We start from the raw sequence: 24,155 nt of genomic DNA, 5'->3' as shown, positions 1-24,155 counted from the left end.
ATCAATGGAAATTAAAAAATTAACTTTACACAATGTTGGTCGTTTTAAAGAGTTGCCCGTTGCACTAGCTCCTCTCGAAGATGAAAATGTCAACGTAACGGTTTTTGTCGGCAATAATGGGTCTGGAAAAACCTCAATTTTAAAGGCACTCGCAACGTCTTTGAGTTGGTTAGCAGCTAGAATTCAAAGTGAGGCAGGGAAAGGCAGTCCAATACCTGAACTGGTAGTAAAAAATGGTCACAGCTCCGGGGCTATAGATGTTGAAGTGCATCACTACGATGGTGACTTATTTAGTCTCCAATATGGCAACAGCTTCTTTTGGCGTATAGCTAAATCGAGAAAAGGGCGCAAGGGACACCATAAAAGTGATTACACAGGGGTAACTGCATTAGCAGATTTGTATCGCGAAAAGTTGACTCACAATGAAAAAGCTTCATTACCCTTAGTGGCGTTCTACTCAGTAGAGAGAGTAGTTGTGGACGTTCCCCTAAAAATTAGAGGTAAGCATACGTTTCATCAGTTGGATGGATTCGATAAATCTTTAACGCAAGGTGTCGATTTTAGACGTTTTTTTGAGTGGTTTAGAAATCGAGAAGATACCGAAAATGAATCGGGCTTGTCGGACGATATATTTGAGCGTATTCGAGGAATGTTAGGTGAAGATGAAGACACATGGACAAAACTCAAAGAACTCAAAGCTTCCAGTAAAGACCGACAATTAAGCGCAGTTCGCTCAGCGATTTATAAATTTATGCCTGAGTTTTCCAATTTAAAGGTTCGGCGCAAACCCCGGTTACACATGTCTATTGATAAGGGAAGCGAGTCTTTTGATGTCGCACAACTTTCTCAGGGAGAGAAGTCTTTAATGGCATTAATTGGAGACATTGCTCGTCGTTTGGCTGTCATGAATCCCAATCTTGAAAACCCGTTAACAGGAGATGGCATTGTTTTAATTGATGAGGTTGATATGCACTTGCATCCAAGGTGGCAGCGGACTTTGATTACTCAATTGACCAATACTTTTCCTAAATGCCAATTTGTTTTGACAACTCACTCACCTCTAGTGATAAGCGATAGCGAAAACGTACTAACCTATCTTATTGGACACGATGAAGTTAAACCTTTACCTCCGCTGTTTGGCTTAGATGCGAATACTGTATTACTTGAAATTATGGACACAGATATACGTAACTCCGATATAAGTGAGATGTTGAGTGATTTACTCGACTCAATACATGATTCAAATATTGACGAAGCATACAGGCAATTAAATAAATTAGAAAAAGCTCTTCCCTCTAATAATCTGGAGCTATCTAAAGCTAGGTTATTACTTAGAAAGCAGGAGTTGAAAATTGCGAACAATAACTAAAAGAGTTGGGTTTGAGCCGACAAGCCTTAGTAATTTTAAAAGAACGCACCCATATGGTAAATACAGTGATTTAGAAGCACCTGAAAGAAATGAAATTCGAATAGAGTGTGCAAAAGAGCAACATTTTTTATGTGCTTATTGCTCAAAGCAAATCACTGGAACAAATCAAGATTCAATGAATGAGCATGTTGAAGCAAGGCATATAGCACCTAATCGTAGTCTTGATTTTACTAATATAGTTGCGAGTTGCACAACACCAAGGCAATGTGATGAATCTCACGGTTCACAGCCACTACCTTTAACTCCTTTTATGGAAGCTTGCGAATCCGAATTGCAATTTAAGTTAAGTGGAAAAGTGATTGGCCTCAGTGAAAGAGCCAAAGAAACGATTAGAGTTTTAAACTTAGGTGATACGTTAGCAAATAACCGTTCACTTATTGAGCAGCGGAAACAATTAACAGAGTCATTGCTCTTGGTTAATGGTATCGACCCCAATGAAGGACTAGAGGATGACGAGCTAATTGATTTGGTTTTAGATGATATTACAACCCCAATAGATGGAAAGCTAGAAGCATTCTCACCTGTATTGGTGAATATACTTAAACAATGGATTGATTAATGTTTTATCAAAAAAATGCAACGCCCAATTTCCAAGAAGAATTCAGCGCCAAAATACCCGCACTGACTTTGTTAACTAATATGGGCTATACCTTCATTCCACCTAGTGAATGCGAAGCGCTTCGTGGTAACACTTTAGCCAGCGAGAAGAAAAGCACTCATCAGGTTGTTTTGCTATATGTAATGCGTGACTTTTTAGCTAAACAAAAATTTTCATTTGCAGGTAAGCAGCATTCGTTGTCAGTAGCGGCGATTGACAAGGTTATGCATGAGCTAAACCCTGCTATGAACTTAGGGTTAAAAGCGGCTAATGAGAAAATCTATAATGCTTTAATGTATGGCGTTAGCGTTACCGAATTCATCGACGGAAAAAAAGCCTCTCCCACCATCAAGCTAATTGACTGGCACAATATTGAGAACAACCAATTCCATTTTACTGAAGAGTTAGTGGTTCAAAATGCCGAAGGCACTGGTAATCGCATCCCTGATGTTGTCTGCTACGTCAATGGTTTGCCATTGGTGGTCATTGAAGCGAAACGACCAGACTCAAATAAAGAGGGGAAATCTACTAACGGTGAGGCGATTTCGCAGCATATTCGCAATCAGGGACAGTCGGAAATTCCTCATTTGTATGCATACAGCCAATTACTATTGGCAGTAAACGGGAATGATGGTTTATATGCTACCTGCGGTACTCCTGAGAAGTTCTGGGCGAAGTGGAAAGAAGAGCAAATTCCTGAAGCGGAATTTGTCAGGTTAAAAAATCATAAACTGAGCGATGAACAATTAAATAAGCTGTTTAATCATCGTCCTGCCAAAGCGAAAGATGACTACCTATCATTGGTTGCTGCGGGTGACTTAACTGTTACCGATCAAGATAGGCTTATTGTTAGCTTGCTTCGCCCTGAGCGCCTATTGGATATGACTCGTTTGTTTACCTTGTTCGATAAAAAAGCAGGCAAGATTGTCGCTCGATATCAACAGGTATTTGGCATAAAAGCACTTATTGAACGAATTAACACCTTTGATGACTCAGGTGCTCGTGAAGGTGGTGTTATTTGGCACACCACGGGTAGTGGTAAATCATTTACTATGGTGTTCTTATCAAAAGCGCTTATTTGGCTAGAAGAATTGGCACAATGCCGGGTAATCATTGTGACCGACCGGGTAGATTTAGAGGACCAGTTAAGCCGCACATTTGCTTCTGGTGGTGTACTTACAGACCGCGATAAGAAAGGCGCGATGGCAACGACTGGGAAGCGTTTGGCGGAGCAGATCGGCACAGGGAATGAACGGGTTATTTTCTCGATCATTAACAAATTTGGTTCTGCAATTAAATACAAGGAGTGTTATAACGATAGCCCCAATATTATTGTGTTGGTGGACGAAGGACACCGAAGCCAGAACGGCGAGAATAACATTCGAATGCAGCAGACATTGCCTAAAGCTGCTTATATTGCTTTTACTGGCACACCTCTGTTACAGGATGATAAGACCGAGAACAAGTTCGGCAAAATCATTCATTCCTATACCATGCAACAAGCGGTTGAAGATAAAACAGTAACACCGCTTTTGTACGAAGAGCGTATTCCTGAGTTGAATGTTAATGATAAAGCGATTGATGCATGGTTTGAACGCAGCACCAGTAAACTCAGCGACAAACAAAAAGTTGATCTAAAGAAAAAATTCTCACAAAAAGGCCAAATCTATCAAACTGAAGGGCGAATTGATCTGATTGCTTATGATATTGCGGATCACTTCCAGAACTTTAAACAACAGGGCTTAAAAGGCCAGTTAGCTTGCGACTCTAAAGCCTCTGCGATTCGCTATAAGAAGGCCTTGGATAAAATTGGTACGGTTACATCTGTCATTGCGATGTCGGCTCCTGATACTCGTGAAGGCCATGAAGCTGTTGATCAGGAAAGTAAGGACATCGTACAAAACTGGTGGAAGGATAATGTCGATAAAATGGACGAGAAGTCTTACACCAAAGCCATTATTGAAGACTATGGCAGAGAAGATGGCCCTGACATCATGATTGTGGTGGACAAGCTGCTCACGGGCTTCGATGAACCGAAAAACACGGTACTTTATATCGACAAACCTTTAAAAGAGCATAACCTGATTCAGGCAATAGCCCGTGTAAACCGTTTGCACACCAAAAAGCAATTCGGTTACCTGATTGATTACCGTGGCATATTGAAAGAACTTGATACCACCATTGAAAAATACCAAGATCTCGCAGAACGTACCCAAGGTGGCTTTGATATTGACGATCTGAAAGGCCTTTATAATCGCATGGACACGGAATACAAAAAACTTCCGGGTTTACATAGTGAGTTATGGGCAATATTTGAGGGTGTAAAGAACAAACAAGATGGTCCTGCTTTACGGCAGGCGTTAGCGCCAAAAATACAGGATATTGCGGGGAAACTCACTGATACCAATCAGAAGAAACGAGATGATTTTTATGCCGCATTATCCGCATTTTCAAACTGCATGAAAGTGGCACTTCAATCAGCAACGTATTTTGAAGATAAGTCATTCGATGATAAACGTGATTTATACAAGCGTGACCTGAAAGCTTTCGTCGATCTGCGCAAACAGGTGCGCGAAGATGCTGATGAAACCGTAAACTACGATGAATACGCTGAAGACATCAGAAGCCTTCTTGACAAGCATATTGCAGGTATCGAGGTAAAAGAGCCTGAAGGTGCTTATCTGGTGGGTAATTTGGGTAAAAACACAAAACCTCAGGAAATGAGTGAGGACGAAGCTCGTAACCAGACAGATAAGATCACCGGACGGATCACCAAAATGATTGAGCAAGACTTAGCTGATGATCCTTATGCTCAGGAATACTTCTCCAACATGCTCAAAAAAGCGATTGAAGATGCCAAGGCAATGTTTGATGCGCCAGTTAAGCAATACATTTTGTTTGCTGATTTTGAGCAGCAAGTAAAAGATCGTAAAATTGCTGATGTGCCCAATGATTTTGTTGATGACACAGGCAAGCTGAATAAACATGCTCAGGCCTACTTTGGTTTGTTTAAACATTTATTTGATTCTGCGCTTTTAGCTTATAACGCTTTAGACAACGACAAACTGGTGGCACTGGCATTTAATATTGATGAAGTGGTCAATACCGCAGTTGCTGAGTATTCAATCAACCCCGCTGAAATCGAAAATGCAATCCATAACAAGTTATTACCTATGCTGTTTGCGGAGGTTGGCCTTGAGCATGCTCAAAAGCTGATTGAGGAGGTGCTCAAAATCACCCGACTAGGATTAGCGCGGGGTTAATGGAAATGGCAAAACACGCTGTTGCTTTCTCTAACAATGCTCAAGAAAGCGCAACGATAACTAATGAACGAGGTATGTTTACCTACGGTAACGATACCATTGTGTATGATGTGATCCGCAAGTTAAAACCTACAGAATCAACAGGAGGCCAAGCTCGCAAGGCCATCATAAAGGTTCATCCTGACCTGCGAGTAGTCGTCACTGTGCCGAATGATGCAAGTGAGGATGCAATTCATGAAGCCATTCAAAAACGCGCAAGATGGATTTGGAAAAGTATTGCTGGTTTTACCAAACAAAAAGATACGGTTTCGCCGAAACGTTATGTCAGTGGTGAAACTCAGTTTTATCTTGGTAGACGCTATGTCTTGAAGGTTATGGTTGATGCCGAACAATTACCAAACGTGAAACTCAGCCGTGGAAAACTTAACGTCACAATAAAGCGGGAAGTCAGCAAAGACTGCGATAAACGGTTGGTGGAAATTAAACCATTAATCGATAAATGGTATAAGCAAAAAGCCAAGGCAATTTTTCACGAGCGGCTTGCTGTTCTGTTGCCCAAGGCCAATTGGGTTTCTGGTATTCCTTCATTTCGTCTTATGGCGATGACAAAACAATGGGGCAGCTGCTCTACCAATGGTAACTTGATACTCAACCCACACCTCGTCAAAGCCCCCAAAGAGTGCATTGATTACGTGATTTTGCACGAGCTTTGTCATATTGCTGAGCACAACCATAGTGAGCGCTTCTGGCGTTTGTTAACGCAGGTCATGCCTAACTGGCAAGAAGTAAAGGCAAAACTGGATGAAATGGCAGAGATGTATTTGAATGAGTAACAGCTTTTAATTTGGTAACTCGGCTCTTAGCGCTTCTTCTGTGTATATTTATCGGAGTATTGAATGGTTAACAACGTCGTTAACTAGGTGGCATTTTCCGCCCGCTTCCTCCACAATAATTTTTCATGGATAGCGAACTGAAGGTAAAAATGAGAATTTTGCTAATATTCTTATCGTTCATACTCACGGCTTCATGCTCGAAAGAATTCGTCCATATTCCTGATGGATATGATTACAATTCTTATAAAAAGGCTTTAAAACTTTCCGAGGAGGCAGCGGAGGATTTTGTTTTAAGTCACAACCTTACAAGACAAGAACTGGATTCAAATTTAATACGCAGAATTGAAGATGCCGTTAAATCCAATGTCATTTATGAATATGACGAAGTCGACACTATTAAGACTGCACAAGAAACACTTTATGATGGAGCTGGAGATTGTGAAGACCATGCAATATTAGTATCTTCTGTATTAAAAGCTTTGAAAATTAGAACAACGATCATCAGAAGAAATGAAATAAATGAAGGAGAACCGGGACATGTATTTGCCGCTTATGCGGTTGATGAGAGCTACAAGGGAAATAAAGCCTTATCGAGCTGTGGAACTCGATGGTTAGCATTAGATACAACATTTGATAGTAGCGAATTGAATGGAGAATTAGGCATGAGAGAAGGATTTAATGGAAATCAATATAGATGTTTTAACAAAGAAAATGACAATTGCTGTCTGTCATTTTAGATATTCTTTAATTTCATATGCATCTTTTAGGGGCTGCGTCATTACTGTCATAGATTGTAAAAAAAGCTTGAAAGCGACGTAAACTCAGAAGGTGGAAGCGAGCTTACACTTGCACTGCTTGGACCACTACTTGCTCAAAATAACCGTCCGCTCTAGACACAACCAGCCCTGCCAATCAATCTCAATTTAAATCTAGTTGAGGTTATCAATTAATTAAGCTCTTGAGCAAAATTATCTGGTCAGGTTACTGCCTCTAGGCTAATGTAAAAAGTCCTATTATGAGCGGCCAAAATCAAAGTGTTGCCCGCTTCGCATGGATAATGGAAAGAGGAAGTTACCTTTTTTCGAAAATCAACCCAAAGAGCCACACGGAGAAATCTGGATTTATGAATTTAGTTAACATAGTTCTTACCGTTATTATTCTGGTATTTCTTTTGTTTTCGGTCGTAATCACTCGTCAAAAAACGCTAAAGCACATTGTCTTTCTTGGAAAGTACTGGAGAACAGCATCTCCGGGGCTTTCGTTCAAAATACCTTTTCTATCATGGGTAGATAAAGTTAGCGACACCAACATTAAAGAAATTGAAGTTCCTTTGCGTCTCAAAACCAGAGATCAGGTTACCTTTAGTATCTCACTCAAAGTTTTTTACAAAGTGGTAGAAAATACTTCAGAGGCCTTTAAATCAGCATACAACTTAGATTACTTTGAGCACCAGATTGTCAGTATTGCAACTGATAGTGCAATACCTGTGGCTAATAACGTACTCCTCGAAGACATTTTTAACGCAAAAGAAAAAATTCTTGATGAAGCCAAACTGCGCTTATCAGACTATTTTATTAACTATGGTGTTGAAATTGAAAAAGTCGTGGCTGATGAGCCGCAATTACCTCAAGAGGTTGAAGAGTCAGCAAACGCTGTGATAGCAGCAAGACGACTCAACGATGCAGCTCGATTCAAAGCAGATGCAATCAAAACAGAAAAAGTTGGTGAAGCCACAGCTGATGGAGAGAGCGTCTCGATCAGAATGAAACGTGTTGGCGATGCGAGGAAGGCTTATGCAGAAACTACCGCCGATGCCGTGAAAATTTTAGTCGAGTCTGGTGTTGATGCTAACACTGCTCTTCAGTTTCTGAGCCGTGTGGGTGAGCAAGACGCATTAGTCACAGCATCAAGAAATAGCGATACCGCTATTATAAACACAGGTGGGCAAACGAATATCAGTGAAATAGCGTCTATGCTAAGTGCGCTTAATCGAAAGGAATCAGCTGAAGAGTAAATAACCTAACATGCATCAAAACATGTTTGAAAAATAGTGAAATTTAAAGCTTTGATTTCACTATTTTCTTAAATTTCTTGCTGTAACGGTGAAAAACGATAAAACATTGATGATAAAAGGTTTTTACACTTTTCACTATACGTTAACGAAAGAAGTGGCTTTCATCTGAAGGCTAACTTTCAAATAAGCGGCGGATAACAGTTGGCTAAAATTGTGTAGCGAAGTGGAGTGCAGCTAACTTTTGTGAGTCAGGCTTGATTGCTTTGTTAAATATTGTTGGCATTGAAGAACGACTCCCAATTAGTTACAACCTGATTTGCGAAATCTAGTATTTCAACTTCACGACCAGAAGTAAGCTGCATTCGTACTGTACTGAACTAGTATTCGAGCCAACAAATATTGAGGCCAAGATGCCATTAAATGTCAGAAATTAGCTCACTATTTATTTCAAATGTCAGAAATCTGAACAGTGAAGTATTGTGAGTTAGTGCCCCTCACCCATAGACCAACAGTGGTGCACGTGCTATCTGAATTCGGTACATATTGTTACTTTCATAACAGTATTATTGACAGTAACCACACCATAGCGGCCAGTCACTTACGCCGTGGTCACTGTTAAATTGGTGCATATTCTGATGCACCTGCGTATTAGGCATTAGGAGCGAAGCAAGAATTTATCCGATTGCAGTGCTACTTAGCCCCACGTTATATGGTTCTTTGTCAGCTCTTTATAAGTCTTATCGTTATGTATCTTGTGAAGAATCTTTTCGTTCTTTATCAAGTAATCGAGAATCTCCTGAATCCTCTCACTGCGAGCATTTTCTTTGAAAAGATTAAGTATACTGACCATGTGCTGCTGACAATATTTATTATCTAGATTTACTCTAACTTCGTTTGAATGCATGGCGATTAGCGCCAAGATAATGTTCTCATCCCCCAATAAGGATAAGAATCTATCATATAGTGGCTTTCCGCTAGGTGACACGCCAGAGTTATAGGAAATGCCTTTTCCAATTCTGCAAATCAAAACGATCTTTATTATTTTGTTCACGCGCTCGGGGGGGATATCGTTTTCAGTATCTAGGAAGGTTAATAATTTTCGCATGTGAGGCGGCTCATTATAGAAGTTGTCCCATGCATATCTAGCTTCCAGAAGATCATCGGCATGACCATCTAGAGCTATAATTCTGGATTCTAACGACTGATATTTATTCCCATCACAAAAAGTAAAAAACTCTACTCCTAACTTGTGTTTCTCTTCATACAGATTATTTCGGTAGCCATCTAACATGACTCCAAGCTTATACTTAACGTTATCGCTACTTTTCTGCCATATATGTGGCGCAAACAGTGCAATATTTTTTCTTACAATATTTCCTGTCTTTTCAGCCGTGTATACGCCAAAGATGCTTGTCAGTAAATTGTCTGTATTTTGCAGCGATAGGTTGGCGAGTGGGCGCTCCATGCTTTTAATGGTAGCGTCATTAAGTACGCTTACCGAAACCTTGAGATTATCTACAAATGACTTTATCTGAATGGCTGATTCAGAAGGTTTGTCATTAAGAACATCCTTAACACAAGTTTGCAGCCATCCCATTAATTCAAAACCATTAATTGAATAGGTGTTTGGGTGCGAAGCTCCGATGTCGTTTCGCATAGTAAGTATATGTTGAAGCTTTGTGTAAACGATATCTGATATAAGCTCTAGTTTTCGGCATGTGTTTATAAGTGTGTTGTCTTTAATTCCCGACAAGTCTTCTTCGGTTGAATAAAGTTCACGACGGCTACCACCTACCGCAGCATCGAAAAACATATCCAATCCATAAACGACTGCCTTTTGACGAAGGCTTAGCACCACCTCATTCCATACATAATTTAAGGATGCATCAAAAAGACCGACTGCGGCGCCAGCGACGAACTTCGATAAGTATCGCGCATCTCTTTTAACTTCATCAGGTAATGAAGCTATAAAGCCGGGTAGGTTTTGCTCGATTACCTGCCTTTCATTAACTTCTGCAATGATGTTGTCAGTCGGCAATCCTAGATGATTGAGATACTCTTCGAACCTCGTGATATCCGTTGTTAAGAGCGACCCTTCTTCTTTTGCAATAATTTCTGTAGTCATTTTCGCCTCAAAAATTCGATTTTTTTCATCATAGAGCTAACAATGTAATAATGAGTAAATTGCGTTTTTTCTATTTTAACTTGGGTCGATTATATACTAGTACCTGCGATAACAAATTTAACCAAAAAAGTCCGTTCATGGAGCGGTTGCGTATTAGCCATTACCCGATCGCTTTTTCTGGCCACCCGATCACCTGAATTCTGCTATACCCGATCACTGATATTCTGATTTGCCCGATCAGATGTGGCAGACGGGTATCTGCCACAGGTGTTTTTACCTCATATTTTGTTTTTTTCTCATGGACTCACCAGACAGAGTAATCCGGTGAGCGTTGTGTATAAGGCGATCCAATAACGCATCGGCGACGTTACCGTTACTTATCATTGAATGCCATTGGTCAACAGGTAACTGGCTACAGATAATGGTACTGCTGACGCCATGTCTGTCTTCAACAACCTCCAGAAGATCCGTTGCCTGTTTGATCGTAAGCTTTTCCAGCCCCCAGTCATCCAGAATCAATAACTGCTGCTTAGCAATCTGAGCTAACTGTTTTGTGTAACTTCCGTCAGCATGTCCGATGTGCAGGTGTTCATTGAGTCTGGGTAATCGCCAGTATCTGGCACTCATTCCCTGACGACAGGCCTGCTCTGCAAGTGCGCAGGCCACATAGGTTTTTCCGCCCCCTGTAGCGCCAGTGATGATGACATTCTGATGGTGGTTTAAGTAACCGCCTGACAGTAAATCAGCCATTCTGGATTTATCCAGTCCGCGCCCATTGCCATAACTCAACTCCTCTGGCGTGGCACTTAACCTGAGTCGTGCCTGCTTTCGAAGTCGGTTAATTCGGTTGGTGCGCCTCTGATTTATTTCATGGTCAATCAGCAGTGACAGCCTTTCTTCGAATGCCAGTTCACTGTAAGTGTTGGGTTGAGTACGCTGCTGTTTTAACATATCCGCAATCCCTGTCATGCGCAGTTGTTGTAATTGCTGTATTAATAAATCGTTCATGCTGGTTCCTTATTTGTAGTATCTGGGGCCACGGATGTTGTGATGAGTGAGATTAGGCGTTTCAACTTCATCCTCTTTCGGGGCATTATCAAGGTGTGTCTGTAACAGCGATTTCACGCTGGCGCGGCAGGGGTTACCAATGTCGATGGCCCGACGACAGGCCTTCTCCAGTCGATTCTCTCCGTACTTCTTTGCGAGATTGAGCAATCCCAGACAGGCCCGGTAACTTTGCTCCGGGTGGGGTTTGCTCTTAAGAATGGTGTCGGTTACTTCAAGCGTGGCCGGACCAATCTGTTTCGCCCAGTTCTTCAGTCTTCCCGGCGACCATTTCTGGTGCTGATGATTGGATGGCATATGCTCATCGACGCAGGTAAAACCGCCTTTGCGATCACTACGGACATGCTGGGCAATACACTCCCGTTGGTAGTAAATTCGGATCAGACGCTGTGAGGCGTGTACTTCAACGGATTTACCCACAAACAGATGCGGGACGGAGTAGAAGTGATCTTTATGGAGCACATGATAATCAATACCGACTTTAGCGATATGGATATCGGTATATTCCCATGGTGTTGAAGGCAACGGGGCCAGTTCAGGTTTATCCAGTGACTCGAACAGGGACTGACGGTTTCCCGGTAACCGCTGGAATGGCTTTTGATTCAGCTCATGCAGTAATTCCCGGATAGCGACGTTTAACCCTGACAGAGTATGGAATACCTGATGCCTCAGCCTTGCCATGATCCAACGCTCAACAATCAGAACGGCATTCTCAGCCTTAGCTTTATCTTTGGGTTTCAGTGGTCTGGCTGGCATCACTGAACAGCCATAATGGTTTGCCAGTGACTGATATGCGGTATTCAGCTGCGGCTCAAACCGGCAGGCTTTAGTGACTGCTGACCTGAGATTATCCGGCACCAGCAATTGCGGCACGCCACCAAAGAAGGTGAACATCGCCACGTGCGCATTCAGCCAGCTCTCAAGCTTCTGGTTTTCTGTCGCAACAGCAAAGGTGTAGTTGGATGCGCCAAGGACAGCGACAAACACCTGCACATTGCGCACTTCTCCTGTGTCAGGGTTTATTACCGGTAGCGTTGGCCCACAGAAATCGATAAACACCTTTTCACCCGCTTTATGGGTAAAGCGCATAGATCGTTTTTGCTGTGCTTTCCAGTCCCGATAGTTATCACAGAACTGGCTGTAGCAATAACAGGCTTCCGGGTTGGCAGCCTGATACTCTTCCCACAACAGGAGCTTTGTGACACCTTTGCGCCTCAACTAAATATCCATCAGCGCGTAATCGGGCTTTACCCGTCCTGCTTTTCTGTCCGGATACAATGACTGATGCAGCCATGAATCGGTGGTATGCTCTGGTAAAGGCCAGCCACAATTCAGGCTTTTAAATTTCCCGAGAATATCTGAGATTGTTGCAGCACCAACATTCAATCGTCTGGCAATATCGCGATTACCGAGGTTTTCGTCGAACTTAAGACGGAGAACCGCTTTAACTCGCTTAATGTCAGTAGGTTTTGACATACTTGTTTCCTCTTTAAAAATTAAAAGAAGCTAACAAGCATAAATGGCTGATCGGGTGGAGCAGAAAAGTCCTATGATCGGGTGCCCGGAATGGTGGTGATCGGGTTATCCAGAATTACTGATCGGGTGCGTCAGAATACGCAGCGGTAAAGAATTCTTAATATCTGGTCTAAGGGCTGAAACGACCTACTGGATCGCTTTCCTCACTGTGGGAGCAAACTATTGTTTAAATTGTTCAATCGAAAAATTCTTAATGGCTGCAATTGGCGCATTGCCGTCGTAGAATGTCGCTAATTTTGGCTAAAGCGACTGGCAGCTATCTTATATTCTGGCACTTCGCGGATAGCATCTGAGGCATTACTGCGTCGGCGTCAAAAAGCTCTCCAACATTACAAAACATGCTCTCCTTAAATTGACCTGATCGGGCAAATCAGAATACTAATGGTCGGGTGTGCCAGAATCCGAATCTTTCATGATTTCTTAAGTGATTGACTTGAGAGTACCATAAACGGATAGTCACAGAGGCCTATCCTGAACTGGTAATTGAAGTGGTATATTACCAGTTTAAATGGGAGGGCGAAAATGTTAAATCCATTGTAAATAAAGGGTCACTCACTCACTCACTGGAAAGGTGGTATATTTTGGGGGAATACTTATGAACTCAAAGACATAGTTCCGCCTGAGTCAGTGATGAATGCCATGGAAGCGCAAATGAAGGCAGAGCGTATGAAACGGGCTCAGATTCTTGAATCAGAAGGACAACGCCAGTCAGCGATTAATGTGGCCGAAGGTGAAAAACGGTCACAAATTCTGGCTGCAGAAGCAGATAAAACCGAGCAGGTGTTAAGGGCAGAAGGTGAAGCTAAGGCGATCATCGCTGTGGCAGACGCCCAGGCAGCCGCATTAACCAAAGTGGGTACTGCCGCCAATACCGAAGAAGGCCAAAAAGCCGTACAGCTGGATCTGGCTACCAAAGCCATAGAGGCGAAACAGGCCATAGCCAAAGAGTCTTCCGTGGTGCTGTTACCCGACAGTGGTTCTGATGCCGCCACCGTAGTGGCGCAAGCCATGACTATCATTAATAAGCTCAACAAGGCTGAATAATCACAAGGAGTTCGCTATGGACTATTTGCACACACACCTGATGGAAACTTTGGTGGTACTGGGATTAGTGCTGCTGGCAATTGAAGTGATGATTTTGGGGTTTTCTACCTTCTTTTTTGTTTTTTGTGGGTGTGGCGGCCTTAGGTACTGCGCTGTTGTTTTTTCTGGGCGTACCGGAAACCTGGCTTAATGCTTTATTAGGCACCGGCGTATTAACCGCCCTAAGTGCCGCGTTATTGTGGAAGCCACTTAAAAATATGCAACTGAAAACCGAAACTCATAAGGTCAAAAGCGATCTGATCGGTATGGAGTTCGAATTACCGGAAGATATTAAGCCTGGCAAAACTACCCATTTTCGATTCTCGGGTATTAAATGGCAGTTGAAGTGCAACAGTGAAGAAAGCGCCGGTACGCGGGTGAAGGTCACCGATATCGAAGTGGGTATAATGCACATCGCTGTGGTTGACGAAAGCTAAATCACAGTTACAATCCCCGGCCCTGATATCACTGGATTCAACCGGAGACTGTTTTGATTGGAGAAATTGCTGCACTGAGTACGGCGTTATGCTGGGCTGTTGCCTCGCGTATGTTTCAGATCCTTGGCAAGAGTTTTTCACCGCTGGCGCTGAACTTCTGGAAAGGGCTGGTGGCCGCTATCGTGCTATTTGCGGTGACGCACTTTTTCTACCCGGATTTCACGCTTACACAAAATCAGGTGTTTTGGTTGTTACTCAGCGGTGCCATTGGTATCGGGCTGGGAGATACCTTCTTTTTTCAGGCCCTCAATAAAATTGGCGATAGCCAGGCTATTTTAATTGCTGAGACGCTGGCCCCCATTATTACCGCACTGTTTGCCATGGCCTGGATTGCCGAATGGCTTACCTGGCAACAGTGGTTGGGTATTGCCGTGGTAATTTTGTCGGTAGACATGGTTATCAAGCTGCAGAAGAAACAAAAAATCCATCACTTTGAAATGACCGGCTATGTGTATGCGGCGCTGGCGGCAGTGTGTCAGGCGTTTGGTGCGGTCATTAGCCGGGACATTTTAACCTCTACCGACATTGATCCGGCCAATGCCAGTCAGATCCGTTTGCTGGGCGGAATGGCCATCATAGTGGTGCTGATGATGATTAAAAAGGACCGTTGGTTGCCCAAAACCGACACCCTGAAACAAACCTGGCTGCTATTCGCCGGTGCCACCATTATCGGTACTTTTGCCGCACTATTTTTGCAAATGCTGGCCTTTACCTACACCAAAGCGGCGGTGGTACAAACCCTGTTTGCCACCAGTGTGATTTTATCCCTTGGGGTGTCTCGCATTATGGGTGAAAAAGTCAGTGGCCGGGTGATGTTGTGGTCGATGGTGGCACTAGCCGGCGTGGTGTTTTTGGTGGCTATCGAATAGCCAATACAGACAATTACCCACTGTACAAAAATAAACCTTGCTATAAGCGGTGCATTTCTATAGAATTCGCGCCCTTAAATCAGCCACTTAATTTAGTTCCTTGCCTTCAAGCAGTCTGGCTGTGCTGTACAAGGCCTCAACCGTAAGGAGCAATCATGCGTCATTACGAAATCGTATTTATGGTTCACCCTGACCAGAGTGAACAAGTTCCTGGTATGATCGAGCGTTATACCAACATCCTTACCAACGATGGTGGTCAAATTCATCGTTTGGAAGACTGGGGTCGCCGTCAACTGGCTTACCCAATCGAAAAGCTTCACAAAGCGCACTATGTGTTGATCAACGCAGAAGCAACTCCAGAAGCTGTTGAAGAGTTAGAAACTGCTTTCCGTTTTAACGATGTTATTCTTCGTAACATGATCATGCGCACTAAAGCCGCTGTAACTGAGCCATCTCCAATGGCTAAAGAGCAGCAGTCAGAAAGCCGTGAAAGACCTGCGCGTCCTGCTCCTGCTGAAAAAGCAGCAGAGAAAACAGAAAACGCTGAAGAAGCATAAGTTAATTTAAGGAGACTTATTATGTCTAACTATTTCAGACGTCGTAAATTCTGCCGTTTCACTGCTGAAGGCGTGCAGGAAATCGATTACAAAGACATTTCTTTGTTGAAAAACTACATCACTGAAAGTGGTAAAATCGTGCCTAGCCGTATTACAGGTACCAGCGCTAAGTATCAGCGCCAGTTATCTTCTGCTATTAAGCGCGCACGTTCTTTGGCGTTATTGCCGTACACTGACGGCCACAAGTAATTTTTGGCGAAATTAAAGAGGTAGCAAGATGGAAATCATTCTACTAGACAAGATCGCCAATCTGGGCGGTTTAGGTGACACTGTTAGCGTTAAATCTGGTTATGCACGTAACTTCCTTTTCCCTAAAGGTAAAGCAGTTCCTGCAACTAAAGTAAACGTTGAAAAATTCGAAGCACGTCGTGCTGAGCTTGAAGCGAAAATCGCTGCTGAATTAGACGCTGCGAACGCGAAAGCGGCTAAACTGGCTGAAATTGCTGAAGTAACTATCGCGGCACCTGCAGGTGACGAAGGTAAGTTATTCGGTTCAGTTGGTACGCGTGACATTGCTGATGCAATCACTGCAGCTGGTCTTCAAGTGGCTAAAGCTGAAGTTAAATTACCTACTGGTACTATCCGCGAAACGGGTGAATTCGAAATCGACATCCAGTTCCACGGTGACGTTACTGCTAGCGTGAAATTGCACGTAATCAGAGAAGCTTAATCGCTTTCTGACTCAATTCTCAAAAACCGCTGCATCTGCAGCGGTTTTTTTATGGGAATAAGAAAATACTTTCAGGCGTCTTTTTATTGCAGGTCCTTGCATTTAGAACCTGAATGGAAGTCTTCTCATTGGCCATGAATTTCGTGGCCTTTTTTATAAGCAATCTAAAAACTTTTATAAAATTCAAATTTCTATTTAAACCTTTATCAACTAAGCTGCGTCTTACTCATCAAACAAAGCAAACAGATAAATATTGAGTTTGGAAACGAGCGTCCTTGATGCTGAACCCGTATTGCGGGAACAGCGGCTGAAAAACCTTATTGAGTCCGCAAAACAAGGGGACCGTAACGCCTATCAGCAGATCTATCAACAACATGTAGGGCAGGTGTATGCCTTGTGTTTTCGTCTGACAGGTAACAAGGAAAATGCCGAAGAAGCCGCTCAGGAAGTATTTATCCAGGTTTGGCAAAAGTTAGCAAATTTCAAGGGTGACAGTAAGTTTTCCACCTGGTTGCACAGTGTTACGTCGAATGTTGCGATATCTTATTTGCGCAAGCAGAAAGGTTGGTTACAAAAGATGTTTAACCTCGAAGATAGCAGCGTGGCGGAAATCCCTTGTGAAGGATTAAGTGGTGAGATTGATTTGGATGCCATTATTGTCAGGTTACCGGAACGGGCGCGCATTGTCTTTGTATTGCACGCTATTGAAGGTTATCGCCACGAAGAAATCGCACAGCGTATGAACATTGCGGTGGGTTCCAGCAAGGCACAATTTCACCGGGCTAAGCAGTTGATGAAAGATTGGATGGGTTATGAGTAACGACAATTTTGAACAGGCTTTACAAGATAAAGTGCGTACTCTGCCAAAAGAGGTACAGCCGGAAAAAGACTTGTGGCAGGGTATTGATATTGCGCTGACGCCAGTCGGGCAACACCGGGCATCAGCTGAGTCTGTTGCAACCAGCTCAACAGTGGTGCGCCTCTTTGAACGCCATAATATTCGAAATTTGGCGTTGGCAGCGAGTCTGGCATTGGTGGCCATTTTAGGTTGGAACGGGTTGCAGAAGTCACCAGAACTATCACCATCATCGACACTGGTAAGTCATATGATGCAGCAGCACGACGAGCAAAAATCGGTATTACTGGCTTCATTGTCTGATTCGCCGGAGTTAACCGATAACTGGCAGACCCAGCTATTGGAGCTGGAACAGGCGGCATCGGCGATAGAGGCGGCTTTGCAAAATGACCCGAATAATATTACGTTGCTTAAAATGTTACAGCAGGTGCATCAACAACAGTTGGCGTTGATAGAGCGGGTTCACGCACCAGCCTGGCAACAGATTTAACCGCTGAAATTTACTGCTTCGCCAGGGAGCGAGTCAGAGAACATTTCACCCTGAACAGAGAAGGTATCAATATGAAGTACGCATTTTTAACTCCCCTATTGGCAATTGTGTTTTCCATGCCATTGTTTGCCGGTGAAAAGGTTAACGAAACGCGACAGGTCAAAGGTGATATCGACGTAGAAATCGAACACACTAATGGCAACATCACCATACGCGGTTGGGACAAGCAAGAGATAAAGGTGGAGGGTGAGCTGGATGATAAAGCCGAAGAATTCATCTTTGAAGAACGCAACGGTCGCATGGTCATACAGGTAAAAATGCCCAAACACAAAGGTAACTGGAATTCAGGCGGTCCCGGTGACGACCTGGAAGTTCGGGTGCCTTTTAAAAGTCACGTCAGATATTCAGGAGTTAATGCTGATGCGGATATTGCTGATTTACAGCGTGGTTTAGATGCTAACACTGTCAATGGCAATGTGGAGGCTAAAGCGGTTTCAGGGCGTGTCGGACTGCAAAGTGTTAATGGCAAAATTGAAGCGGCGGATATTTCGGGTGATATTAATCTAGAAACCGTGAATGGTCGTATCCGGGATCGCAACTCCAGTGGCAAGACGCTTAAATTAACCTCGATAAATGGCAATATTGAAAGCAGCAGCAAGATTAAAGATGTCACCGTTGAAACCGTTAATGGCTGGATAGAGTTAAAACTGGGTGAGGTGGATTCGCTGGAAATGGTGACGGTTAATGGCGAACTGGACGTGAGTTTGTCTTTGTTAGAACGCGGCGAAATTGAGGGCTCTTCAGTGTCCGGAGGAATTACTCTGGAGTTGCAAAAAGATGTATCAGCCACGTTTGATATCACGGGTCATGCCGGTGGCAATATCGTCAATCGCATTAGCGACGATAGGATGCAAAAAGCCAAGTATGGTCCAGGTCGTTGGTTGGAGTTTGCGGTTAAAGGCGGTAAGGCGAAAGTGGATCTGTCCACGGTCAGCGGCCGCATCGTTCTGGATACACACAACAACTAGAGCACTGAACCTCGACACAGCCAAGGCCGGTAGGAGACTACCGGCCTTTTTGTTGCACAGATTTTTTTAGTTTTACCACAGCTCTGGCGAGTGGCCGCAGAATAAGTGATAATACGCCATCCTGTTAACAAATAAGGTTTGATGTGAAAGCGGTAGGTGGGCGCGACACAGGTGGTCGTGAAAAAGACGCAAATATAGAAAAGCTGAAGACGCCTCCTCACTCAATTGAGGCTGAACAATCGGTTTTAGGTAGTATGTTGATCGCGCCAGATTCCTGGGATCGCGTTGCTGAAATCGTGATTCAGGACGATTTTTACAATCGCTCTCATCAAATCATTTATGCCGCCATTATTCGACTGCTGGAAAAGTCGCAACCCGTGGATCTTATTACGGTCTCGGAAGATCTAGAGCACCGTCAGGAACTGGAAGATGCAGGCGGGTTTGCCTACCTGGCGGAACTGGCCAAAAATACGCCCAGTGCGGCTAACGTGGTGGCCTATGCCAATATCATTAAAGAGCGTGCCATCCGCCGAGAGCTGATTGGTGCTGCCAATGACATCGCCGAAACCAGTTATTATCCGGAAGGCCTGGAGTCTTCTGAGATTCTGGATCAGGCTGAAAACAAAGTTTTTCAAATTGCAGAAAAACGTACCAGTCAGAGTGAAGGACCACAGGACGTCAACTCGGTACTGAAGGCCACCATCGATCGGTTGGACGCCCTGAACAAGCAGGGCGCAGACATAACCGGGGTATCAACCGGATATGCCGACCTGGACAAAATGACCAGCGGCTTGCAGCGCTCTGACCTTATCATCGTGGCAGCTCGTCCCTCAATGGGTAAAACCACTTTCGCCATGAACCTGTGCGAAAACGCGATGATGGGTTCGGATAAACCGGTTCTGGTTTACAGCCTGGAGATGCCCTCAGAACAAATCATGATGAGGATGTTAGCCTCGCTGAGTCGGGTGGATCAAACCCGGGTCAGGACCGCTCAGTTGGAAGACGAAGACTGGGCCAGAATTTCCAATACCGTTAAGCAACTGGATGAGAAAAATAATCTGTTTATTGATGACTCCTCCGGTTTGACACCCATGGAAGTACGCTCCCGCGCCCGTAAAATCCATCGTGATCACGGTGGGCTTAGTTTAATCATGGTGGATTATTTACAGTTGATGCGGGCACCGGCATTTTCTGATAACCGGACCCTGGAAATTGCCGAGATTTCACGCTCATTAAAAGCGTTAGCGAAAGAGCTGGAAGTACCGGTAATTGCTCTGTCTCAGTTAAACCGGAGTCTGGAGCAACGTGCCGACAAACGTCCCATTAACTCGGACCTGAGGGAATCAGGCTCTATCGAGCAGGACGCCGATTTGATTATGTTCATCTATCGCGATGAAGTGTATAACGAAAATTCACCGGACAAAGGCGTGGCTGAGGTCATTATCGGTAAGCAGCGGAACGGCCCCATTGGCTCTGTGCGCCTGACCTTCCAAGGTAAGTTCTCCCGATTTGACAATTACACCCCCATAGTAGCGACTGATTACCCTCAGGAATAACACCGCAAAGGGAAATCCGCTGTTCAGGCAAGGAAATAAATATGCATAACGTACGGAAACTCATTGTCAGCGCCTGGTTGATAGCTGTGCTGGCGGGCTGCCAAAGTACCGGTATAGAACATGTGAACCAAAAAGGCATGTTCATAAATGAGCGCCTGGGTATTAAAAAGTATCTGGCGGGCGAATATCAGGAAGCGTTTCAGTTACTCAGTGAAACGGCGAGTTGGGGATTAAAGGAATCACAGTATTTTCTCGCATTTATGTTTATGAAGGGGCAATATGTGCAACAGTCTCAGGTATTGGGGATGGCCTGGTTAGGCGTTGCGAATGAAGTGGGTAAGGAAGACTGGCAGCATCAGTATAATTCATTCTATCAGGCGGCCTCACCTGAAATACGCGCCAGAATCGATGCAAAACAGCAGGAGTATATTGGCAAATACGGCTTAAAGGCACAAAGAATGACCTGCTCTGAGCAAATTCAGGCCTACTCGATTAAGCGGGTACCCCGCTGTAGTAAAAGCGCAGGTGTTACTACCTTGTATCCGGTTGAATTGTCAGAGTAGTGAGACGGGGCTATTCGCCCTGCACTGTCACCATTAGCTTTCTCTGTCCTCCGTGGTCCCGGTGTTCTCCCAGATAAATACCTTGCCATGTACCCAGAGCTAATCTGCCCTGGCTAATGGGCAGGGTCAGGCTGTTGCCAAATAAACTGGTTTTGATGTGCGCTGGCATGTCATCCGGACCTTCATAGGTATGTTCATAGTAGGAAGCGTTTTCCGGCACCATGTGGTTTAGGTGAGCTTCCATATCACTGCGTACAGTGGGGTCGGCGTTTTCATTGATGGACAGGCTGGCACTGGTGTGCAGAATAAAAAGATGGCACAGCCCAACATCAACAGTAAGAATGTCCTCGATATTAGCCAGAATTTCATCGGTGATCAGATGAAAGCCTCTGGCTCTGGCTTTTAACGTTATTTGCTTCTGAAACCACATACCGGGAGCAAGGTTACCGCAAAACTACTTGTCAAAGCAGATTTCAATGTAAGCTTTGCCGCCTTCAGCTTTAAACGGCATGATCATCTTATGACCACTGACTTTGTGATTGATAGTATGCTCTTTACCGGAAACTACAACCGGGGTAGCCATGCCAATGTCGTAGCCCTTCTTGGCCAATTCTTTTTTGGCACCACCCGCCACCATATTGGTGATTTCGCCCACCATATCATTGACTTCATCATCAAGAGCGTCAGGGCATTCGCCCAACATACCCTTCATTACTTGCAGGGCAAGGCCCTCTTCGAAGGTGATAGACATTGAGCCGGCAATGTTGGGGCCCACCATACCGATAAGACCAGACACGTCGCCACGGGCTTTTGAGTCAGATTTCTTTTTAGGCTTACCAATTTGTAGTTCAACTTGAGCCATCGTTTTTAACACATTTACAAGTGAGATGATAAATGGGTTAACGAATTCAGCATTCATTATTCAGAGACTTCCAAAGTTAGTTATTGTTGTTTTTCTTTACGATACACAAGCTTAGCAAAGAAACCGTCAGTTTCATCGCTATTTCACTAATTGCTTGTATTATACACATTTGCGACATTAATTTACCGAATCAAACCACTCAGGTTATTGGCACTGGGCGCATAGCCCGTGTGCTTCAATGGTTTGTTTCTTGACTTTAAACCCAAGGCTGGTTGCCTGCTCTTCAAGTTGTTCTTTTAGTCCTGAGGACTGAATTTCTTCAACGTTGCCACAGGATTCGCAGATCAAAAACTGAACCGGATGATGACAATCGAAGTGGTGGCAGGCAATAAAAGTATTGTCAGATTCAAGCTTATGCACCAGGCCCATTTCCAGCAAAAAATCCAAAGAGCGGTAAACTGTCGCGGGCTTAGCTGAGTCCTCAGTCGCTTTTAACTGATCAAGTAAATCGTAGGCACCCACGGCACCGGAGTGTTCCAGCATCAAAGCATATACTTTTTCTCGTAATGAGGTAAATCTGACGCCTTTGGCATCACAGTAGGCTTTGGCTTTTTCTAAAATGAGTTCCTGGGTCATATTACATCGCTAAGACAAAATCATTAAAAATTGTATCACATAGTTCGAGAAGGTGCGGCACTCAATATATGCTTTTTTATGAGTCGTTGAAACTGAAAAAGTTGCATTAATTATTGTGAGAAATCTGTGACTTTAGTCGACAGGTGCTTGTCTTAGTTACTAAATTGTGTGAATTATTTCTCAGTAAGGCTGAATTAATTTCCTCAAGCACTATAATGTACAAAATTTTGTGAAAAACAACTCATTTGGAGCATATTGCACATGCAACGCGTTTTTAAAAAATCTGTAGTTTTAACCAGTATCTTACTTGCCGGTTCTTACACCTCAAATGTAATGGCAGCGGATACCTGTTTTGATCAGAATACTCAATGTGCCCCTCAGCTTGGCTGGTATCTGGGTGGTGAGTTTGGTCAGTCCGTAAGCGATTTTGATGGAGAGCGCTTTATGAGTTTAGCTGACTCAGCTGGACTACAAATCAGTTCCTTTGCGTTCGATGACGCGGACACCTCTTATGGATTGCTGTTCGGCTATCAATTTTCTGAGCACTTTGCGCTGGAAGGTGGATATCGTGATCTGGGTGATTACACTTCTACTTTTGCCGGCAGAACCACGGATACCCAACAGTTTTTAGACGATGCCAGCGCTCAGGTCCCCGAATCGGGTGACGGCCTTAGCTTAGGCCTTGTGGCGTCATTGCCATTTGATATTATGAAAATCTCTGCGAAAGTCGGTTTGTGGGACTGGGACAACGATGTTGATTCAACGCCCTTTTCCTCTGTGGTGTCTGATTCAGGCACGGACCTTTACTATGGTGCTGAAGTTAGCTACCAGGTAACTGAAAAGATGCAGGCCTATATTTCAGCGGTTCGTTACGAATTCAATCGTGACAAGTCCGATAACGTTACTTTAGGTTTGCGTTATTTCTTTGATACTGCCGCGCCGGCCAAATCTGCAGCGGCGCCAGCCAGAGCAACACCTAAACCCGAACCTGTACCTGCTAAAGTCGCAGAGCAAATCGCTCCGGCTGACAGCGATGGTGACGGCGTCACTGATAACAGGGATAAATGCCCGGCAACACCTCGTGGTCACGTGGTAGATAGTGACGGTTGCACTGTTTATGAAGCCGTACAATATCAACATCAACTCACCGTTTATTACGCCAACAACAGTGATGTCATTACTTCCGATTATTATGCCAGAATTCAGGAGTTGGTAGATTTTGCCCGTGACAATAGTATTCGTTACCTGCAAATCGTTGGACACACCTCTGCACCCGGTACAGATGAATACAACATGGATTTATCTAAGCGCCGCGCTGAGTCACTGAAAAAGATCTTAATTGAACGTCACGGTTTCACTGCGTCTCAAATTGAGACAGTGGGTAAAGGTGAAACTGAATTAGCGGTACAGGGCAATACAGAGTCTGCTCATAGCAAAAACCGCCGTATAGTGGTGAATTTATCAGCAACCGGTAAAAACCCTAAAATGAGATAATCAGCGAACTATTCAGCAGAATTATTCGCCAGAATTATCGACCCCGGGCCAGTGCTAAATCCACTGGCCTT

Annotated in this window: 23 protein-coding genes and 2 pseudogenes; 19 read left to right on the top strand and 6 right to left on the bottom strand. The window is 43.9% G+C overall.

The genetic code is table 11. The annotated features are described in order from the left end of the window. Window positions 1-4: 4 nt before the first annotated feature. The 6 genes from LJ740_RS21375 to LJ740_RS21350 all read left to right on the top strand — a co-directional run bounded on the left by LJ740_RS21375 (window position 5) and on the right by LJ740_RS21350 (window position 8,137). Window positions 5-1,369 carry an AAA family ATPase gene (locus tag LJ740_RS21375; RefSeq protein WP_229531172.1) on the top strand — a complete coding sequence of 455 codons (1,365 nt, stop codon included), beginning with the start codon at window positions 5-7 and terminating at the stop codon, window positions 1,367-1,369. Beyond that, window positions 1,353-1,988: a retron system putative HNH endonuclease gene (locus tag LJ740_RS21370; RefSeq protein ID WP_229531171.1), complete on the top strand. Its 636-nt coding sequence runs from the start codon at window positions 1,353-1,355 to the stop codon at window positions 1,986-1,988. The genes LJ740_RS21375 and LJ740_RS21370 overlap by 17 nt, the downstream gene beginning before the upstream one ends. Then, on the top strand, window positions 1,988-5,290 hold the full coding sequence (locus LJ740_RS21365) for a type I restriction endonuclease subunit R (RefSeq protein ID WP_229531170.1): 3,303 nt from the start codon (window positions 1,988-1,990) through the stop codon (window positions 5,288-5,290). Before LJ740_RS21370 ends, LJ740_RS21365 begins: the two co-directional genes overlap by 1 nt. Next, on the top strand, window positions 5,290-6,123 hold the full coding sequence (locus LJ740_RS21360; protein WP_229531169.1) for a M48 family metallopeptidase: 834 nt from the start codon (window positions 5,290-5,292) through the stop codon (window positions 6,121-6,123). Before LJ740_RS21365 ends, LJ740_RS21360 begins: the two co-directional genes overlap by 1 nt. A 125-nt stretch (window positions 6,124-6,248) precedes the next feature. Next, on the top strand, window positions 6,249-6,860 hold the full coding sequence (locus LJ740_RS21355) for a transglutaminase-like domain-containing protein (protein ID WP_229531168.1): 612 nt from the start codon (window positions 6,249-6,251) through the stop codon (window positions 6,858-6,860). Window positions 6,861-7,138: 278 nt separating this feature from the next. After that, complete coding sequence (locus LJ740_RS21350) at window positions 7,139-8,137, top strand: SPFH domain-containing protein (protein WP_229531167.1); 999 nt, start codon at window positions 7,139-7,141, stop codon at window positions 8,135-8,137. Between the two features lie 694 nt (window positions 8,138-8,831). Here LJ740_RS21350 and LJ740_RS21345 read toward each other — a convergent pair. From LJ740_RS21345 to istA, 3 genes and pseudogenes are all read right to left on the bottom strand, one after another. After that, window positions 8,832-10,262, bottom strand: coding sequence for a hypothetical protein (locus LJ740_RS21345; protein WP_229531166.1), 1,431 nt, complete (start codon window positions 10,260-10,262; stop codon window positions 8,832-8,834). Between the two features lie 273 nt (window positions 10,263-10,535). Further along, the gene (istB, locus tag LJ740_RS21340) at window positions 10,536-11,270 is read right to left on the bottom strand and encodes an IS21-like element helper ATPase IstB (protein WP_229531165.1); all 735 of its coding nucleotides are present in this window, start codon (window positions 11,268-11,270) and stop codon (window positions 10,536-10,538) included. Window positions 11,271-11,279: 9 nt separating this feature from the next. Continuing rightward, window positions 11,280-12,803: pseudogene (gene istA / locus LJ740_RS21335) on the bottom strand (IS21 family transposase). A 654-nt stretch (window positions 12,804-13,457) separates the two neighbouring features. On the opposite strand from istA, the pseudogene LJ740_RS21330 reads away from it, so the two are divergent. The 12 genes and pseudogenes from LJ740_RS21330 to LJ740_RS21275 all read left to right on the top strand — a co-directional run. Beyond that, a pseudogene (locus LJ740_RS21330) lies at window positions 13,458-13,907 on the top strand (SPFH domain-containing protein); the annotation flags it as partial. Between the two features lie 16 nt (window positions 13,908-13,923). Continuing rightward, window positions 13,924-14,097 carry a hypothetical protein gene (locus LJ740_RS21325; protein WP_229531164.1) on the top strand — a complete coding sequence of 58 codons (174 nt, stop codon included), beginning with the start codon at window positions 13,924-13,926 and terminating at the stop codon, window positions 14,095-14,097. Continuing rightward, a complete protein-coding gene (locus LJ740_RS21320) occupies window positions 14,063-14,383 on the top strand; it encodes an NfeD family protein (RefSeq protein ID WP_229531163.1) in 321 nt (106 codons plus the stop codon). Before LJ740_RS21325 ends, LJ740_RS21320 begins: the two co-directional genes overlap by 35 nt. 53 nt (window positions 14,384-14,436) lie before the next feature. After that, a complete protein-coding gene (locus tag LJ740_RS21315) occupies window positions 14,437-15,312 on the top strand; it encodes a DMT family transporter (protein WP_267498392.1) in 876 nt (291 codons plus the stop codon). A gap of 155 nt (window positions 15,313-15,467) precedes the next feature. Next, the gene (rpsF, locus tag LJ740_RS21310) at window positions 15,468-15,869 is read left to right on the top strand and encodes a 30S ribosomal protein S6 (protein ID WP_229531162.1); all 402 of its coding nucleotides are present in this window, start codon (window positions 15,468-15,470) and stop codon (window positions 15,867-15,869) included. A 21-nt stretch (window positions 15,870-15,890) separates the two neighbouring features. Next, a complete protein-coding gene (gene rpsR / locus LJ740_RS21305; RefSeq protein WP_229531161.1) occupies window positions 15,891-16,118 on the top strand; it encodes a 30S ribosomal protein S18 in 228 nt (75 codons plus the stop codon). A 28-nt stretch (window positions 16,119-16,146) separates the two neighbouring features. Continuing rightward, a complete protein-coding gene (gene rplI, locus LJ740_RS21300) occupies window positions 16,147-16,599 on the top strand; it encodes a 50S ribosomal protein L9 (protein ID WP_229531160.1) in 453 nt (150 codons plus the stop codon). A gap of 253 nt (window positions 16,600-16,852) precedes the next feature. Beyond that, window positions 16,853-17,419 (top strand): RNA polymerase sigma factor, encoded by a 567-nt coding sequence (locus LJ740_RS21295; protein WP_377306704.1) that lies wholly within the window; start codon window positions 16,853-16,855, stop codon window positions 17,417-17,419. After that, a complete protein-coding gene (locus tag LJ740_RS21290; protein ID WP_229531159.1) occupies window positions 17,412-17,945 on the top strand; it encodes a hypothetical protein in 534 nt (177 codons plus the stop codon). The genes LJ740_RS21295 and LJ740_RS21290 overlap by 8 nt, the downstream gene beginning before the upstream one ends. 71 nt (window positions 17,946-18,016) lie before the next feature. Further along, complete coding sequence (locus tag LJ740_RS21285) at window positions 18,017-18,973, top strand: DUF4097 family beta strand repeat-containing protein (protein WP_229531158.1); 957 nt, start codon at window positions 18,017-18,019, stop codon at window positions 18,971-18,973. Between the two features lie 143 nt (window positions 18,974-19,116). Further along, complete coding sequence (gene dnaB / locus LJ740_RS21280; protein WP_229531157.1) at window positions 19,117-20,529, top strand: replicative DNA helicase; 1,413 nt, start codon at window positions 19,117-19,119, stop codon at window positions 20,527-20,529. A 41-nt stretch (window positions 20,530-20,570) separates the two neighbouring features. Continuing rightward, window positions 20,571-21,092 carry an SEL1-like repeat protein gene (locus LJ740_RS21275; protein WP_229531156.1) on the top strand — a complete coding sequence of 174 codons (522 nt, stop codon included), beginning with the start codon at window positions 20,571-20,573 and terminating at the stop codon, window positions 21,090-21,092. 10 nt (window positions 21,093-21,102) lie between these two features. On the opposite strand, the gene LJ740_RS21270 is transcribed toward LJ740_RS21275, so the two are convergent. The 3 genes from LJ740_RS21270 to LJ740_RS21260 form a co-directional block, all read right to left on the bottom strand. Beyond that, on the bottom strand, window positions 21,103-21,522 hold the full coding sequence (locus tag LJ740_RS21270) for a secondary thiamine-phosphate synthase enzyme YjbQ (RefSeq protein WP_229531155.1): 420 nt from the start codon (window positions 21,520-21,522) through the stop codon (window positions 21,103-21,105). Window positions 21,523-21,546: 24 nt separating this feature from the next. Beyond that, complete coding sequence (locus LJ740_RS21265; RefSeq protein WP_229531154.1) at window positions 21,547-22,011, bottom strand: chemotaxis protein CheX; 465 nt, start codon at window positions 22,009-22,011, stop codon at window positions 21,547-21,549. Between the two features lie 147 nt (window positions 22,012-22,158). Further along, entirely contained in the window at window positions 22,159-22,590 is a 432-nt protein-coding gene (locus LJ740_RS21260) for a transcriptional repressor (protein WP_229531153.1), read from the bottom strand. A 261-nt stretch (window positions 22,591-22,851) separates the two neighbouring features. On the opposite strand from LJ740_RS21260, the gene LJ740_RS21255 reads away from it, so the two are divergent. Continuing rightward, window positions 22,852-24,084: an OmpA family protein gene (locus LJ740_RS21255; protein ID WP_229531152.1), complete on the top strand. Its 1,233-nt coding sequence runs from the start codon at window positions 22,852-22,854 to the stop codon at window positions 24,082-24,084. Window positions 24,085-24,155: the final 71 nt, after the last annotated feature.

The sequence above is a fragment of the Planctobacterium marinum genome (assembly GCF_020687805.1).
In the GTDB taxonomy this organism is placed as follows: Bacteria; Pseudomonadota; Gammaproteobacteria; order Enterobacterales; family Alteromonadaceae; genus Planctobacterium; species Planctobacterium marinum.
This window is presented reverse-complemented; position numbering and strand designations above follow the sequence as displayed.

Excerpts from the sequence above, each read along its gene's own strand:
- LJ740_RS21375 (WP_229531172.1), top strand. The coding sequence starts at position 5 with ATGGAAATTAAAAAATTAACTTTACACAATGTTGGTCGTTTTAAAGAG.
- LJ740_RS21270 (WP_229531155.1), bottom strand. The coding sequence starts at position 21,522 with ATGTGGTTTCAGAAGCAAATAACGTTAAAAGCCAGAGCCAGAGGCTTT.
- LJ740_RS21285 (WP_229531158.1), top strand. The coding sequence starts at position 18,017 with ATGAAGTACGCATTTTTAACTCCCCTATTGGCAATTGTGTTTTCCATG.
- LJ740_RS21255 (WP_229531152.1), top strand. The coding sequence starts at position 22,852 with ATGCAACGCGTTTTTAAAAAATCTGTAGTTTTAACCAGTATCTTACTT.
- LJ740_RS21360 (WP_229531169.1), top strand. The coding sequence starts at position 5,290 with ATGGAAATGGCAAAACACGCTGTTGCTTTCTCTAACAATGCTCAAGAA.
- LJ740_RS21345 (WP_229531166.1), bottom strand. The coding sequence starts at position 10,262 with ATGACTACAGAAATTATTGCAAAAGAAGAAGGGTCGCTCTTAACAACG.
- rpsR (WP_229531161.1), top strand. The coding sequence starts at position 15,891 with ATGTCTAACTATTTCAGACGTCGTAAATTCTGCCGTTTCACTGCTGAA.
- LJ740_RS21260 (WP_229531153.1), bottom strand. The coding sequence starts at position 22,590 with ATGACCCAGGAACTCATTTTAGAAAAAGCCAAAGCCTACTGTGATGCC.
- LJ740_RS21325 (WP_229531164.1), top strand. The coding sequence starts at position 13,924 with ATGGACTATTTGCACACACACCTGATGGAAACTTTGGTGGTACTGGGA.
- istB (WP_229531165.1), bottom strand. The coding sequence starts at position 11,270 with ATGAACGATTTATTAATACAGCAATTACAACAACTGCGCATGACAGGG.
- LJ740_RS21290 (WP_229531159.1), top strand. The coding sequence starts at position 17,412 with ATGAGTAACGACAATTTTGAACAGGCTTTACAAGATAAAGTGCGTACT.
- LJ740_RS21265 (WP_229531154.1), bottom strand. The coding sequence starts at position 22,011 with ATGAATGCTGAATTCGTTAACCCATTTATCATCTCACTTGTAAATGTG.
- LJ740_RS21355 (WP_229531168.1), top strand. The coding sequence starts at position 6,249 with ATGGATAGCGAACTGAAGGTAAAAATGAGAATTTTGCTAATATTCTTA.
- rplI (WP_229531160.1), top strand. The coding sequence starts at position 16,147 with ATGGAAATCATTCTACTAGACAAGATCGCCAATCTGGGCGGTTTAGGT.
- LJ740_RS21350 (WP_229531167.1), top strand. The coding sequence starts at position 7,139 with ATGAGCGGCCAAAATCAAAGTGTTGCCCGCTTCGCATGGATAATGGAA.
- LJ740_RS21365 (WP_229531170.1), top strand. The coding sequence starts at position 1,988 with ATGTTTTATCAAAAAAATGCAACGCCCAATTTCCAAGAAGAATTCAGC.
- LJ740_RS21275 (WP_229531156.1), top strand. The coding sequence starts at position 20,571 with ATGCATAACGTACGGAAACTCATTGTCAGCGCCTGGTTGATAGCTGTG.
- rpsF (WP_229531162.1), top strand. The coding sequence starts at position 15,468 with ATGCGTCATTACGAAATCGTATTTATGGTTCACCCTGACCAGAGTGAA.